The sequence below is a fragment of the Emcibacter sp. genome (assembly GCF_963675455.1).
Taxonomy (GTDB): domain Bacteria; phylum Pseudomonadota; class Alphaproteobacteria; order Sphingomonadales; family Emcibacteraceae; genus Emcibacter.
The window spans coordinates 297,643-310,560 of record NZ_OY776217.1 but is presented as its reverse complement, the minus strand read 5'-3'; the positions used below and the strand labels follow the sequence as shown (position 1 = coordinate 310,560).

At 52.1% G+C, this 12,918-nt stretch carries 14 protein-coding genes; 8 read left to right on the top strand and 6 right to left on the bottom strand.

The window, feature by feature from the left end:
* The first annotated feature begins 66 nt into the window (after nt 1-66).
* Both ACORNT_RS01350 and ggt read left to right on the top strand, forming a co-directional pair.
* Nucleotides 67-1,599: a S10 family peptidase gene (locus ACORNT_RS01350; RefSeq protein WP_321394279.1), complete on the top strand. Its 1,533-nt coding sequence runs from the start codon at nt 67-69 to the stop codon at nt 1,597-1,599.
* A gap of 68 nt (nt 1,600-1,667) precedes the next feature.
* The gene (gene ggt, locus ACORNT_RS01345; protein WP_420717529.1) at nt 1,668-3,398 is read left to right on the top strand and encodes a gamma-glutamyltransferase; all 1,731 of its coding nucleotides are present in this window, start codon (nt 1,668-1,670) and stop codon (nt 3,396-3,398) included.
* A gap of 83 nt (nt 3,399-3,481) precedes the next feature.
* Here the strand turns inward: ggt and ACORNT_RS01340 are convergent, their stop codons facing one another.
* The 3 genes from ACORNT_RS01340 to ACORNT_RS01330 all read right to left on the bottom strand — a co-directional run bounded on the left by ACORNT_RS01340 (nt 3,482) and on the right by ACORNT_RS01330 (nt 5,770).
* A complete protein-coding gene (locus ACORNT_RS01340) occupies nt 3,482-3,859 on the bottom strand; it encodes a TonB family protein (protein ID WP_321394270.1) in 378 nt (125 codons plus the stop codon).
* 548 nt (nt 3,860-4,407) lie between these two features.
* The gene (locus tag ACORNT_RS01335) at nt 4,408-5,190 is read right to left on the bottom strand and encodes a LuxR family transcriptional regulator (RefSeq protein WP_321394269.1); all 783 of its coding nucleotides are present in this window, start codon (nt 5,188-5,190) and stop codon (nt 4,408-4,410) included.
* The gene (locus ACORNT_RS01330) at nt 5,183-5,770 is read right to left on the bottom strand and encodes a YqgE/AlgH family protein (protein ID WP_321394267.1); all 588 of its coding nucleotides are present in this window, start codon (nt 5,768-5,770) and stop codon (nt 5,183-5,185) included. Before ACORNT_RS01330 ends, ACORNT_RS01335 begins: the two co-directional genes overlap by 8 nt.
* A 150-nt stretch (nt 5,771-5,920) precedes the next feature.
* Between ACORNT_RS01330 and ACORNT_RS01325 the strand changes: the two genes are divergently transcribed.
* The 6 genes from ACORNT_RS01325 (at nt 5,921) to ACORNT_RS01300 (ending at nt 10,803) form a co-directional block, all read left to right on the top strand.
* The gene (locus ACORNT_RS01325; protein ID WP_321394265.1) at nt 5,921-6,784 is read left to right on the top strand and encodes a protein-disulfide reductase DsbD domain-containing protein; all 864 of its coding nucleotides are present in this window, start codon (nt 5,921-5,923) and stop codon (nt 6,782-6,784) included.
* Nucleotides 6,785-6,831: 47 nt separating this feature from the next.
* A complete protein-coding gene (locus ACORNT_RS01320; RefSeq protein ID WP_321394261.1) occupies nt 6,832-8,259 on the top strand; it encodes a sodium/proline symporter in 1,428 nt (475 codons plus the stop codon).
* On the top strand, nt 8,256-8,738 hold the full coding sequence (locus ACORNT_RS01315; protein ID WP_321394258.1) for a peroxiredoxin: 483 nt from the start codon (nt 8,256-8,258) through the stop codon (nt 8,736-8,738). Before ACORNT_RS01320 ends, ACORNT_RS01315 begins: the two co-directional genes overlap by 4 nt.
* 156 nt (nt 8,739-8,894) lie before the next feature.
* Nucleotides 8,895-9,851, top strand: coding sequence for an SPFH domain-containing protein (locus tag ACORNT_RS01310; RefSeq protein WP_321394256.1), 957 nt, complete (start codon nt 8,895-8,897; stop codon nt 9,849-9,851).
* An 18-nt stretch (nt 9,852-9,869) separates the two neighbouring features.
* Nucleotides 9,870-10,334, top strand: coding sequence for an NfeD family protein (locus ACORNT_RS01305; RefSeq protein WP_321394253.1), 465 nt, complete (start codon nt 9,870-9,872; stop codon nt 10,332-10,334).
* On the top strand, nt 10,321-10,803 hold the full coding sequence (locus ACORNT_RS01300) for a GNAT family N-acetyltransferase (protein ID WP_321394252.1): 483 nt from the start codon (nt 10,321-10,323) through the stop codon (nt 10,801-10,803). Before ACORNT_RS01305 ends, ACORNT_RS01300 begins: the two co-directional genes overlap by 14 nt.
* Before the next feature lie 2 nt (nt 10,804-10,805).
* Here ACORNT_RS01300 and ACORNT_RS01295 read toward each other — a convergent pair whose 3' ends face one another.
* The 3 genes from ACORNT_RS01295 to ACORNT_RS01285 form a co-directional block, all read right to left on the bottom strand.
* Nucleotides 10,806-11,309: a PAS domain-containing protein gene (locus ACORNT_RS01295; protein ID WP_321394249.1), complete on the bottom strand. Its 504-nt coding sequence runs from the start codon at nt 11,307-11,309 to the stop codon at nt 10,806-10,808.
* Between the two features lie 248 nt (nt 11,310-11,557).
* A complete protein-coding gene (locus ACORNT_RS01290; protein ID WP_321394246.1) occupies nt 11,558-12,103 on the bottom strand; it encodes a hypothetical protein in 546 nt (181 codons plus the stop codon).
* A gap of 88 nt (nt 12,104-12,191) precedes the next feature.
* Nucleotides 12,192-12,743, bottom strand: coding sequence for a PAS domain-containing protein (locus tag ACORNT_RS01285; RefSeq protein WP_321394243.1), 552 nt, complete (start codon nt 12,741-12,743; stop codon nt 12,192-12,194).
* Nucleotides 12,744-12,918: the final 175 nt, after the last annotated feature.

Genomic DNA, 12,918 nt, shown 5'->3' with positions numbered 1-12,918 from the left:
GGTTGCGTCCGCCTGCTTTTTTTGTCAGACTTGATTCAATAAATTATAAATCCAAGGGGATATAGCATGAAAGCATTTCTGAAAATTATGCTGGCGGCAGCAATGGTTTGCCTGCCTGTCAATATTGTCTACGGTGGCGAAGACGCTGCCAAAGCAACAGTGAAGGAAGCGTCGGGAGAAATCCCCGAGGCCAAACAGTTCGAAACCAGCCATAGCGGCACATTCAACGGCAGCAAGGTGAAATATACGGCGACAGCCGGGGATACTCATCTGAAGAACGAAAAGGGCGAGGTGACGGCCAGCATTTTTTCCATTGCCTATACAAAGGATGATGTGAAAGATCCCGCTAGCCGTCCGGTGACATTTTTCTTCAATGGCGGTCCCGGCTCTGCCTCCCTGTGGCTGCATATGGGCGTTTTCGGACCCAAACGCATTGATGTGCCTTCTGATGCCACCAATGCAGGCGCCGCCCCCTACAATGTTGAAAATAATGCACTCAGCCTGCTGGATGTTACCGACCTGGTTTTTATTGATCCGGTCGGCACCGGTTACTCCAAAGCCGTCGGCAAAGGGGAAGGCAAGGAATTCTGGGGCATCAACGAGGATGCCAAATCCGTCGGCGACTTTATCCGTCAATATGTTTCCGAAAACCGGCGCTGGAACAGTCCCAAATATGTGGGCGGTGAAAGTTATGGCACCACACGAACCGCGGCGTTGGTCAAGGAATTGCAGGAAGGTTATAACAGCATGGCCCTGAACGGGATCATTCTGGTTTCCAGCATCGTCGATTTCCAGACCGTGGATGGACACAGCGCGGACAACCCGGAACCCAATATCTTTTTCCTGCCCACCTTTGCCGCAACCGCCTGGTATCACGGCAAGGTCGACAAGACCGGCCGGACCTTTGACGGATTTATCGAGGAAGCCCGGCAGTTCGCCCTCAATGATTATATGCTGGCCATCTTCAAGGGGAACCGGTTGAGTGAGACAGAGCAGGAAGCCGTCCTGGACAAGCTCAGTCTTTATACGGGGCTTGAAAAGTCTTACCTGAAAAAGACCCGTCTCTGGGTCAATGAATTCCGCTTCATGCGCGAACTCCTGCGTGACGAGGGCAAGGTTGTCGGTCGTCTGGATAGCCGTTATGTCGGCGAGGAACAGGATGACGCCGGTGAGACCTTTACCGCCGACCCGGCCGGCTACGGCATCAGTGCCGCTTATACGGCCGCAATCAATGACTATATGGCGCGGGACCTGAAGGTGGAAAAGGATGAACGCTATCAGGTGCTGAGTGGCCAGCCGGGCCGCAACTGGAACTGGAAAACCAGTGACGGCTGGACCGGCGGTTATCCGACCCTTGGCCCCGTCATTGCCAAGGGGTTGCGCCAGAACAGTGACCTTCGGGTTTATGTCGCCAATGGTTATTATGACATGGCGACGCCGTTTTTTGCCACAGAACAGACCTTCAGCCAGTACGGTATGGACACCTCCCGCGTGACCATGACCTATTATGATGCCGGCCATATGATGTATGTGCACAAGCCTTCCCTTGAAAAGCTGGCCGGTACGGTGCGGCAGTTCATCCAGGATGGCGGGAAATGATCCGGCGGAGGAAGGACCATGTCAAAGGTTTCATACTGGCCGGACTTATGGCGGCGGGAGCAATGATCATGCCGGGATTAAATGATGACGCAGGGGCGGAGGAAAGCTGGCCGCAAACCAGAAAAGGTGACCGCAATGTCGGAGCCCAGTTTGTCGGCAGGTCCCAGGTCATTGCCCGGCACGGCATGGCGGCGACCAGTATCCCGCTGGTCACCCAGATCGCCCTGGGTGTACTTAAACAAGGCGGTAATGCGGTGGATGCGGCGATTGCCGCAAACGCCGCCATTGGCCTGATGGAGCCTACCGGTAATGGCATTGGCGGGGACCTCTTCGCCATCATCTGGGACCCGAAAACGAAAAAGCTGTATGGCCTCAATGCCGCCGGCCGTTCGCCAAAGGGACTGAGTTACGACCAGATGGCGGCTGAACTGAAAAAGCGGGACCGCGATACGATCCCGCCGTTCGGTTCCCTGCCTGTTTCTGTGCCGGGTACCGTCGATGGCTGGTTTGAAATGCATAAGCGATTCGGCAGCCTGGAAATGACGGACATCATGGCACCTGCGATCGGTTATGCCCGGGAAGGCTTTCCGGTCACCCAGTTGATTGCGCATTATATGCAGGTGGCAGGCAAGCGTTACCTGACACCCGGCAGTGGTGTTGAGGAAACGGATAATTTTGTCAAAACCTATATGCCGGGGGGCAAGGCGCCGGTGGAAGGGCAGGTTTTCCGCAATCCGGATCTGGCCAACACCCTGGAAAAAATCGCCAAAGGCGGCCGGGATGTCTTCTATAAGGGGGAAATCGCCGCGGTGATTGACGCCTATATGAAGCGAATCGGAGGTTATATTCGCAAGGAAGACCTGGCCTCGCACAATAGCCGCTGGGTAGAACCGGCAAGTATTAATTACCGTGGCTATGATGTTTACGAACTTCCGCCGCAGGGGCAGGGTATTGCCGCCCTGCAGCAATTAAACATCCTGGAAGGGTATGACCTAAAGTCTCTGGGCCATAATTCGGCGGATTATCTTCATTTACATGTGGAAGCCAAAAAGCTTGCCTTTGAGGATCGGGCCCGGTTCTATGCGGACCCCGATTTCTACAAGGTGCCGATGGAGCGGCTTCTGTCCAAGGACTATGCGGCCGAACGGCGCAAGCTGATCAGGATGGATCAGGTGATCCGGGAAGTCGAATATCCGGATCCCGATGTGCTTAAGTACGGGGATACCATCTATATGACCGTGGCCGACAAGGACGGTATGATGGTATCGCTGATCCAGAGCAATTACCGCGGTATGGGCTCCGGCCTGGTGCCGGATGGCCTTGGGTTCATGCTGCAGGACCGGGGGGAGCTCTTTACCCTGAAGAAAGGGCATCCCAATGTCTATGCCCCGGGCAAGCGGCCATTCCATACCATCATCCCCGCCTTTATCATGAAGGATGGTAAGCCCTTCATGAGCTTTGGTCTCATGGGCGGCGGCATGCAGCCGCAGGGTCATGCTCAGATCGTCACCAATATCATTGATTTCGGTATGAATGTTCAGGAAGCCGGCGACGCGGCCCGCTATCGTCATGACGGATCAAGCCAGCCCACAGGGGAAATCATGCATGATGGCGGCGTCCTGCATGTGGAGAGCGGTGTTCTCCCTGAAGTAGTGGAAGAGCTGAGGGCCAAAGGGCATGATGTTCGTGTCGGCAAAGGCGGTTATGGCGGCTATCAGGCAATTCTGCGGGATTATGAGCAGGATGTCTATAAGGCGGCCAGCGAGATGCGCAAGGACGGCCAGGCGGCCGGTTATTAAGTATCAGGCATTGAAAATGGAAAGAGCCGCCCCAAGGGGCGGCTCTTTTTACGCATACAGGCTATTTTTGCAAACAGCAGTAATTAGTTGATCGCCCAGGTCAGGGGCAGGATGAAGCTGAGGTTGGAGTCAGCCAGATCGGCCGGCGGAGTCGGCAGCGGGTTGATCCGGGAAACCAGAGCTTCAACTTCCTGGTCAAAAACGTCGTGGCCGGAAGATTCGACCAGTTCGTGAGCGGTAATGGCGCCGGTGCGATCGATGCTGATTTTTACCTTGGCGCGACCTTCCAGTTCATCATTCATGGCAGCGCGGGGATAAACCTGCTTTTTGGCAACCAGTTTCACGATGGAAGTCTGCCAGGACTTGATGTCACCGGCGCTTGCGGTCTGTGCAAAGCTGAGGGGAAGAGCAAGTGCTGAAACCAGCGTGGCAATTTTCAAAATGGTTCTTACGTTCGTCATAATATAGTACCCTAATAATAATTAACTCAATCCAAGTCAGGTTTACGATATCCTGATTCCTGTGGCGGCCCTGCGCTGTGGACGGGATATCTTCAAATCCTGATTTCTGTTTAATATGTAACTAGTTAACAGAGATTTAATAGATAAAATTTTAACGTTTATTTTTTTGCTGAGATCGAATGAACTTCTGTTTTAATTGCTATTGGAAGGATATTATTTGTGAGTAAGACAAACTAATAACAGGGTGTAATGTCTGATCTTGTGCCGCCCGTTTTTTTAAAAAAAATGCCGGGACAAGCCCGGCATAGTAAAAATATAGGGAGGTTTCATGCCTAGGAGACAATGAAACTGGATATAATCCCAAAGGGGAGAAGAGATTATATCCGACTGAAATAAAAAGGGAGGATTTCAGTCTTAGACGCATACAACATCTGGGGAGGTATATAGGGGGAGTCCTTAAAGTTGAGAACCACCTAATGTCACAGGTCAGGTATGCTATTATTGCATACCTTGAAAAACTGAGTTGATAAATATGCCTGACTGTCTTTTTAAAGTATGATTTCCCGCAGTCTCAGGGCGATGCTGACGGCATGAGCCCGGTTGAAAGCCCCGAGTTTTCTTTTTGCATTTTCCAGATGACGATGGGCAGTATTGTGACTGATAGAAAGAATATCTGCAATCTGGTGGTCGGTTTTGCCATAGGCAGACCAGGTGATGCAGTCCTGTTCCCGCGGTGTCAGAATTTGCTTTCGTCGATGCATCGGGTCCTGTCTGTTGATAATTTTATCTGCCCGGTCGTGCAGGTGGAGACTCAGCAGATGGAGCATGTTGACTTGCGACTGGTCAGAAAATCTCTTGTCGCGGGCAATCGTGACAACTGCCGGCAAGGCGCCGGGTTTATGGATGGGGACGGTTATAAAATGTTTCAGGCCGGCTTCGGCCGCTTCCTGAAAAAGGCGGACCTGTTGCGGCGTGTATTTTTCGAGTTTCAGCTCTTCATCCCAGATGAGGGGCAGATGGTTTGTCAGAGCTTCGGTCAGGACCGGGTCTATCCGGAAATAGCTTTGGGCAATATATCTTTCGACCCAGTGCTTGGGATAGTGCAAAATTCTGATGGCATTTGACGGAGGGCGGTCGAGGTTTGTAATGGAAAAACAGTTGAACCAGGGGCAGTCAAATTCTGCCAGCGCTTCGGAAAATTTTATTTTCAGCTGTTCCAGGCTTACAGAAAGATCAGTCTCCTGAAGAAAACGCTCTACCGGTTCTACATAGAGAGCCTGGTTGTTTCCTTTCGCCCCGGGTTTTCCGTCGCTACTGACCGGGTCAGGCATGTCCGCTGTCCATGGAGAGCAATGACACATCAACGCCAAGCTTGGCCATTGCCCTCGGCCATTTGAGTTCGAGGTCTGTCCTGAAGACAAGCTCCTCGTCGGCTTCGATATTAAGCCAGCTGTTTTGCTGCAGTTCCTGCTCCAGTTGTCCCGCACCCCAGCCACTGTAGCCCAGGGCAACAATATAGTCCTGTGGCCCTTCGCCCCGGGCGATGGCGCTGAGGATATCCACCGTGGCGGTGAGCGCGATGGTCTCGGAAATGATCATGGTGGAATCCTGCACATAGTCGGCAGAATGCAGGATGAAACCACGTCCGATTTCCACCGGGCCGCCGGCATGCAGGAGGATGGGGTCGGACAAGTGAGCTTCGTTGCTGCTGAAGCTGCTCTCTACATCTATATCCAGTTGATCCAGTAACGAGGGAAAGTCAATGCTCGTTGTCCGCTTGTTGATAATCAAGCCCATGGCCCCCTCTTCATTGTGGGAGCAGACATAGATCACGCTATGATCGAATCGGGGATCCGCCATGCCGGGCATCGCCAGTAACAACTGGCCTTCCAGATAGCCTTGTTTTTTCACTGCAATAACCTTTTGATCTGTTTTTCTGTGCTCTGGAGTCAGAATGAGGAGCATTTTACAACAGCCCGGCCGGTGAAACCAGACCCGAACTGGAATTATTTCACGAATTAGTTACTTTAATCCACGCTCAGGAAGGGTTACATACACAGCATGAGAAGTATAGTTAAAATAGTCTGGTCCGGGAATATTGCAGGCAGCATACAGGGAATCCTGCTTGCCGTCGCGGTTATCTTTTCCGCTGGGGCCGCGGAGAATTCTTCGCATTGGATCAGTAACCAATATACTTCCTCGCGACTTTTTGTGGGGGACTATGACGCGCAGAAAAAAATCATTCACATAGGATGGCAGGTCAAGCTGAAGGACGGCTGGAAGACCTATTGGCGCACCCCGGGCGAAGCGGGCATGCCGCCGTCCTGGAACTGGGACAACAGCGGGGATCTTCGGGAAATCGCTGTGAAATGGCCTGTGCCTGAGCGGATGACTTTTTTTGGATATGTCTCCAATGTATACCATGACGAACTTGTTGTGCCGATCGAGGTGCATCTCGGCAGTGGCGACGGGCAGGTGGCGCTGGCGTTGACAATGGATTTTATGATCTGCAAGGAGGTTTGCATACCGTTGACGGCGGATTACAGGCTCGAACTGGATAATCTGGCCGGCCTTGAAGTATCTCTCTACCAGCAGGCGCTGCTGGAAAAATTCCGCAACCGTGTCCCCCGGGAGGAAGATCCCGGGTTCCTTTATGTACAGGATAATGGCAAGGGCCTGCTGACAGTATCGCTGAAGACACCGGAGTCCGGCGGCATCACCTATCGGGATCTGTTTGTTGAGGGCCCGGAAGATTTTTACTTTTCAGAGCCCAGGCTTCGCAATGGCGCCGACAGCGTGTTGTTTGAAATTCCCTATACGCAGGAACGATCCCACGGCAGCCTTGTCGGCGAGGAGGTCATCCTGACACTGGTGCCCGGGGCTGGTCAGGCCCGGGAAGTTCGTGCTAGGATCGTTACAGAATAGAAACGGTGGCGGAAAGTCGCCTGTGATCATCTGTGCAAGGGGAAGATATGTCCAGGGAAACAACGATTCTGGTCACTCTGGTGACTTACAAGCTTGTACTGATTCTGATCGGTTTCTGGGCCAAGGGCAGAACCCACGACAATGCCGATTTCTTTATCGGTAATCGAACCCTTGGACCTTTTGTCGCCTCCATCAGTTATGCCGCCAGTTCGGCGTCGGCCTGGTCGATCCTGAGCCTGAGTGCGGCAGCCTTCACATTCGGAATTTCCACCGTCTGGATGTTTGCCGGCCTGATCCTTGGGCACGGGACTTCCTGGTTATGGGTGGCGCCGCGGTTGCAGAAGGTTGCCCATGACCTGAAACTGGTCACGCTTACGGACTTTCTGGCCCTGGAGGGTGAGGCACATACGCGACGAAATATTCGCTATTTTGCCGCCGCAGTAGTCACTTTCTGTTTTATCTTTTATGTCGCCTCCCAGTTCATGGGAGCGGGCAAGGCTTTTGCCAACGGTTTTGAGATTTCCTCCTCCACCAGCATTATTCTGGGCGGCGGAATAGTCCTGATCTATACCCTTCTGGGCGGGTTCTGGGCGGTCAGCCTGACTGATACCCTGCAAGGGATGCTGATGCTTGTGGCGGCGATTCTTTTGCCGACGGCTGCCCTCTATGAGGTGGGCGGCCCGGTTGGCCTGTGGAATGGAATCCATGCGCTCTCCACGCCGGAACAACTTTCCCTCAGCGGACCAAACCTGGGATTGATGGCGCTCGGGTTCATTGTCGGAACCATGGCGATGGGGCTTGGGGCGCTGGGACAGCCGCATCTTCTGACCCGCTTTATGTCGTTGCGGGATCAGAAATCGGTCCGGACGGCCCAGAAATATGCCATTTTCTGGTTCGTTGTCGTGCTTGGCAATATGGTTGTTCTTGGCCTGTGTGGTAAAATTCTGGTGCCCGGGCCTCTGTCGGATCCGGAAAGCCTGTTTTTTATACTCAGTGACGGGCTTCTGCCCACAGTTGTTGGCGCCATCCTGCTGGCGGCCGTTCTGAGCGCGATCATGTCGACGGCCGACAGCCAGCTTCTGGTCAGTGCCTCGGCCATCGCCCATGATATTATGGGGGAGCCCGATGAAGGGGAGAACCGGCTCTGGGTTTCCCGCCTTGTGATCAGTCTGTTATGTGTGGTTTCAGTGGTGGTGGCCATTTATCTGCCGTCGGATATTTTTTCGCGGGTGATGTTTGCCTGGACGGCCCTCGGGGCGGCATTCGGTCCGGTCGTTGTGCTGCGGCTGGCAGGTGTTGGCCTCAATCCCCGAAGTATTTTGCCGGCCATGGTTCTGGGCGTGTCATCAACGGTATATTTTTACCTGCAGCCGGATTCCGTCGGTGATATACTTGAAAGACTGGTTCCGTTTCTTATGTCTTTTGCACTGCTTTTTACACTCAGGGTTAAACAATCAAAAAAGGATAAACTATGACAATCTCAGCCGGCAATAAAATGCCTGAAGGTACCCTTGTTGAAATGACGGCCGATGGCCCGAAACCCCGTTCCACAGCCGACCTGTTCGGCGGACGCAAGGTGGTTCTTTTTTCGGTTCCGGGTGCTTTCACCCCCACTTGTTCCGCCAAGCACCTGCCCGGTTTTATCGAACATGCAGATGACCTCAAGGCAAAAGGCGTGGATGAAGTCGTCTGTATCGCAGTGAATGACGCCTTCGTCATGGGCGCCTGGGGCAAGGCCCAGGGAGCGGACGGCAAAGTGACTTTGCTGGCCGACGGTAATGCGGACTATACCAGGGCGCTGGGGCTTGACTTTGATGCCTCCGGTTTCGGTATGGGGACCCGCGGCAAGCGTTTTGCCATGATCATAGAGGATGGCGAGCTCAAGGAACTGAATATCGAGGGGCCGGGTGAATTCCGGGTTTCGAGCGCCGAACATGTGCTGACCCAGCTTTAACCGGCAAGATTTGAATGTAATGACGGCGGCTTTCCCTGCCCGGGAGGCCGCCGTTTTCATGGCTGGATTCAGAAAGTTACAATCCTGTATCCCGATCGCGCCAGATAGGGTATCTTTTTGCCAGCATGAATATTAACGGAAAAAGGGGACCCTGATATGCTAGGTTTTAGCTCATTCGGCATAGCACTGATTGTTATTGCTGTATTTCTTATTTTCTCTGGTGTCAAAACCGTACCACAGGGATATGAGTGGACAGTGCAGCGTTTTGGGCGCTTTACAAAGTCTCTGGTGCCGGGATTGCACCTGATTATTCCAATTGTCGACCGGATCGGCTCCAAGGTCAGTATGCAGGAGCAGGTCCTGGATGTGCCTTCCCAGGAAGTGATTACCAAGGACAATGCCATGGTGCGGGCCGATGGCGTGGTTTTTTTCCAGGTTCTTGACGCCGCCAAGGCCACCTATGAGGTCCATGACATGGTTCTTGCGATCCTCAACCTGACCATGACCAACCTGAGGACGGTGATGGGATCCCTGGACCTGGATGAGCTACTGTCCCAGCGCGACCAGATCAATACCCGTCTGCTGACAGTAGTGGATGAGGCGACAACCCCCTGGGGCATCAAGATCACCCGTATTGAAATCAAGGACATTGAACCGCCGCGGGATATCATCGATGCCATGGCGCGGCAGATGAAGGCGGAGCGGGAAAAACGCGCCAACATACTGGATGCTGAAGGTTTTCGGCAGGCGGAAATCCTTCGGGCCGAAGGTGAAAAGCAGGGTGCCATTCTGGAAGCTGAAGGACGGCGTGAGGCTGCCTTCCGGGATGCGGAAGCGCGCGAGCGGGAAGCCGAGGCGGAAGCCAAGGCAACCCAGATGGTCTCTGAGGCCATCGCCAACGGCGATCCCCAGGCCATTAATTATTTCATCGCCCAGAAATATGTCGAGACCTTGAGCGATTTCGCCCGCTCGCCAAATGAAAAACTGGTCTTTATGCCGCTGGAGGCCTCTGGTGTCATTGGTGCTCTGGGCGGGATGACGGAGATGCTTAACGAACTGAAAAGTGCCCCGAAACCGGGCACTAATCGCGGACGTGTCCCGACAGCGGGCTAGTCAGGAAAGGGTTTTGTAATGTTCGAGGATATTGTCTTCAATCACTGGCTCTGGTTTGTGACCGCCCTGGCGTTGATCGGATTTGAAGTAGCCATGCCGGGGGTTGTGTTCCTCTGGCTCGCCATCGCCAGCGCCATTGTCGGTTTGATTGTGCTGATGGCGCCGGACCTGGCCTGGGAAATGCAGTTTGTAATTTTCTCCGTGCTGGCTGTTGTGAGCGTTTTTGCCGGGCGCAGCTATCTGAAAAAGCATCCGCTGGAAACCGAGGATACAACATTGAACAGGCGCGGGGCTCAGTATCTCGGCCATAACTATACCCTGGTATCTGACATGGAAAATGGCGAGGGCAAGATTAAAATTGGCGATACCCTGTGGAAAGTCAGTGGAGAATTTGACGGCAAGGTCGGGGATATTGTACAGGTAACTGGCAGCAGTGGAGTTATTCTGACAGTGACTGAGAAGAAAAAGCATGACAAAAGTTAATTTACGGCCCGGAACCGTCGAGGATATCCCAACCCTTCTGGGGTTTACCCGGGAACTGGCGGAATACGAAAATGAACTGCACAAGGTGGAGGCGACGGAAGAGGGGCTCCGTCATCATCTTTTCGGTCCGGATCCGAAAGCCCGAACCCTGATCATCGAGCTTGACGGTCAGGCGGTCGGGTCGGCGTTCTATTTTTATTTCTTTGCTACTTATCGGGGCAAGCCTGGCATCTACCTGGAGGATATCTATATCCAGCCGGCATTCCGGGGGCAGGGCATAGGCAAAAAGATTTTTGCCTATCTGGCTAGGGAGGTCCGGGAGGCCGGCGGTTATTTCGTGCGCTGGTGGGTGATGGATGACAATGAGAGCGGAATTGGGTTTTATGAATCCCTTGGTGCCCGCCGGGAAAAACATCACACGATCTATCACCTGGAAGATGATGCACTGGACGGGCTTTTGGAAAGCTAGGCCTAATGGTTCAGGGATACCGTCTTGATGGTCTTTACTGAGAGAAACCTGTCAACGAAGCCCTTTTCTTTTGAGGTGAAGGGCATGCAGAGGATTTCATAATTTATATATTTCTTGTTGTCTCTCCAGCCCAGGTTGCGAATAAAATAAACCGGTTTCTTTGACTGGGCCATAACAGCCAGATGTTCCTCAATCCGGGTTTTGCGGAAATAATCATCGGCATCCTTCAGTTTAGTCATGGAGGAGGGAAGGCCCAATATTTGGGCACTTTGGTCTCCCTCCAGCCTCAAAAGATAATCCGGATTTTCCGGGGTTCCTTCATTGCTGAAAAGACTGATTGTCGGGAGAAGGTCCTTAAATTCCATGGGATTGAAACACTTCCAGAGGGGAACGTCATCCCCGCTTTTGTTTTGTTCCCAAAATTCCAGGACTTGTTTCAGGCGCGGGGTACGGATCAGGGAGCTGTCGGTGAGAGGAGATTCTATAATGATATATGAAGAATCCATATCTTTCTTCCCAGAAGAATCTTCCTGAATATCACTACCCATTAGTGAACCACCGTGTTTTTTAAATTATTTATCGGTTTTATTTTAAATTAAAAGGGAGACGCATACAAGTAATAGGGGGGGCTGGGGGCAAGGTCTGTAAGGGATAGGCAGCAGGAGGAAAAATTCGATGGCGGCGGGAACTACAATAAACTAACTTCCGTCTTGCTGATCAAGCACTTGACTGTTTATTGGAGGGGGGGGAAGTTCTAGTCTTCCAAGCTTATCCGATGAAATACTTTCGCAGAAAGAAACCTGTCGACGGGGCCATTTTCCCTGCTGGAAAAAGGAAGGGAGAGGATTTCATAATTTATATAGTGCCTGTCGTCATTCCAGCCCATATTGCGAATAAAATAGGTCGGTTTTTTGGTTCGGGCCATCAGATCCAGAAGCTTCCTGAGGCGGGTTTTACTGAAGTAGCCCTCTGCTTTTTCCACTTTGGTCATGGACGTGGGGAGTTTCATCAGTTCAGCACTCTGATCACCCTCTACCCGCAGCAGATAATCCGGCTCTTCAAGAGTCCCTTCGTTACTAAAGACGCTTATTGTCGGCAGAATATCGGTAAACTGCATGGGATTAAAACACTTCCACAGGGGAACGTTATCCCCGCGTTTATTTCTTTCCCAAAACTCCAGGACTTCTTTCAGGCGTTTGTCCCTGATCAGCGAACTGTCGGTTAATGGGGCTTCTATGAGGAGATAATAGGAGTCTGCGATTTTCTCGTCATTTAAGTTTTCTGTCTCGCTTTTACCCATAACCGTGATGCCTTTAACCCGCTTTACCTAATTTAATTCTAAATTAAACAGGCCTTTTATACAAGCAAGTGGTTTTGGCGAGGGCTAGTCAGGAATCCGGCGAGGAATATTTGTTTTGAAAGACCTTGGCGCATAAAACCCTGTCTGCGGTTCCATCTTCCCTGCTGGTGAAGGGCAGGCTCAGAATTTCATATTCAATATAGTCCCGGCCTTTGTTCCAGCCCAGGTTGCGCACAATATAGTTCGGCTTCCTCTGACGGAGGGCCGTGGTTAGATGGTTGATCAGATAATCTTTCTGAGAATGACTATGGATGTCCTGTATCCTGGTCATAGAGGTAGGCACATTGAAAAACTTGGAACTCAGATCACCTTCCAGTCTCAGGAGGTAATCAGGTGCTTCCAGACTTCCCTCGTTACTATAGACGCTCATTGCCGGCAGCAGGTCCGTAAAATCCATCGGATTAAACGAACTCCAGGGTGGAATGCCAGTCGCGCCGGCAGTCTGTTGCCAGATATCCAGAACTTCTTTCAAGCGCGAAGACTGGATCAGCGAGGCGTCAGTAAGAGGGGCCTCCTCCAGAATCGTATGGACCTGCTTCTCTTTGTCTTCAGGCGGAAAGACGAGTTGCCCTCTATTCATTTGACTATATTATCCTCGGGACCACGGGTCTGCACTTGATTTTAATAATTCTAAATAGAGAGTGAATATATTCTAATATGGTATAATAAAAAATTAACAACACTCTACTGAATCAAGATTTTTCGCGATTTTTCCGGAGAATATTTAAAAATAAGTCAGGTGTGAGGGGGCTGGC

What these genes read in the sequence shown, in the direction of transcription:
- ACORNT_RS01285 (WP_321394243.1), bottom strand. Translation starts at nt 12,743, where the DNA reads ATGAATAGAGGGCAACTCGTCTTTCCGCCTGAAGACAAAGAGAAGCAG.
- ACORNT_RS01305 (WP_321394253.1), top strand. Translation starts at nt 9,870, where the DNA reads ATGTTCGAGGATATTGTCTTCAATCACTGGCTCTGGTTTGTGACCGCC.
- ACORNT_RS01315 (WP_321394258.1), top strand. Translation starts at nt 8,256, where the DNA reads ATGACAATCTCAGCCGGCAATAAAATGCCTGAAGGTACCCTTGTTGAA.
- ACORNT_RS01325 (WP_321394265.1), top strand. Translation starts at nt 5,921, where the DNA reads ATGAGAAGTATAGTTAAAATAGTCTGGTCCGGGAATATTGCAGGCAGC.
- ACORNT_RS01295 (WP_321394249.1), bottom strand. Translation starts at nt 11,309, where the DNA reads ATGGATTCTTCATATATCATTATAGAATCTCCTCTCACCGACAGCTCC.
- ACORNT_RS01335 (WP_321394269.1), bottom strand. Translation starts at nt 5,190, where the DNA reads ATGCCTGACCCGGTCAGTAGCGACGGAAAACCCGGGGCGAAAGGAAAC.
- ACORNT_RS01290 (WP_321394246.1), bottom strand. Translation starts at nt 12,103, where the DNA reads ATGGGTAAAAGCGAGACAGAAAACTTAAATGACGAGAAAATCGCAGAC.
- ggt (WP_420717529.1), top strand. Translation starts at nt 1,668, where the DNA reads ATGCCGGGATTAAATGATGACGCAGGGGCGGAGGAAAGCTGGCCGCAA.
- ACORNT_RS01320 (WP_321394261.1), top strand. Translation starts at nt 6,832, where the DNA reads ATGTCCAGGGAAACAACGATTCTGGTCACTCTGGTGACTTACAAGCTT.
- ACORNT_RS01350 (WP_321394279.1), top strand. Translation starts at nt 67, where the DNA reads ATGAAAGCATTTCTGAAAATTATGCTGGCGGCAGCAATGGTTTGCCTG.
- ACORNT_RS01300 (WP_321394252.1), top strand. Translation starts at nt 10,321, where the DNA reads ATGACAAAAGTTAATTTACGGCCCGGAACCGTCGAGGATATCCCAACC.
- ACORNT_RS01340 (WP_321394270.1), bottom strand. Translation starts at nt 3,859, where the DNA reads ATGACGAACGTAAGAACCATTTTGAAAATTGCCACGCTGGTTTCAGCA.
- ACORNT_RS01310 (WP_321394256.1), top strand. Translation starts at nt 8,895, where the DNA reads ATGCTAGGTTTTAGCTCATTCGGCATAGCACTGATTGTTATTGCTGTA.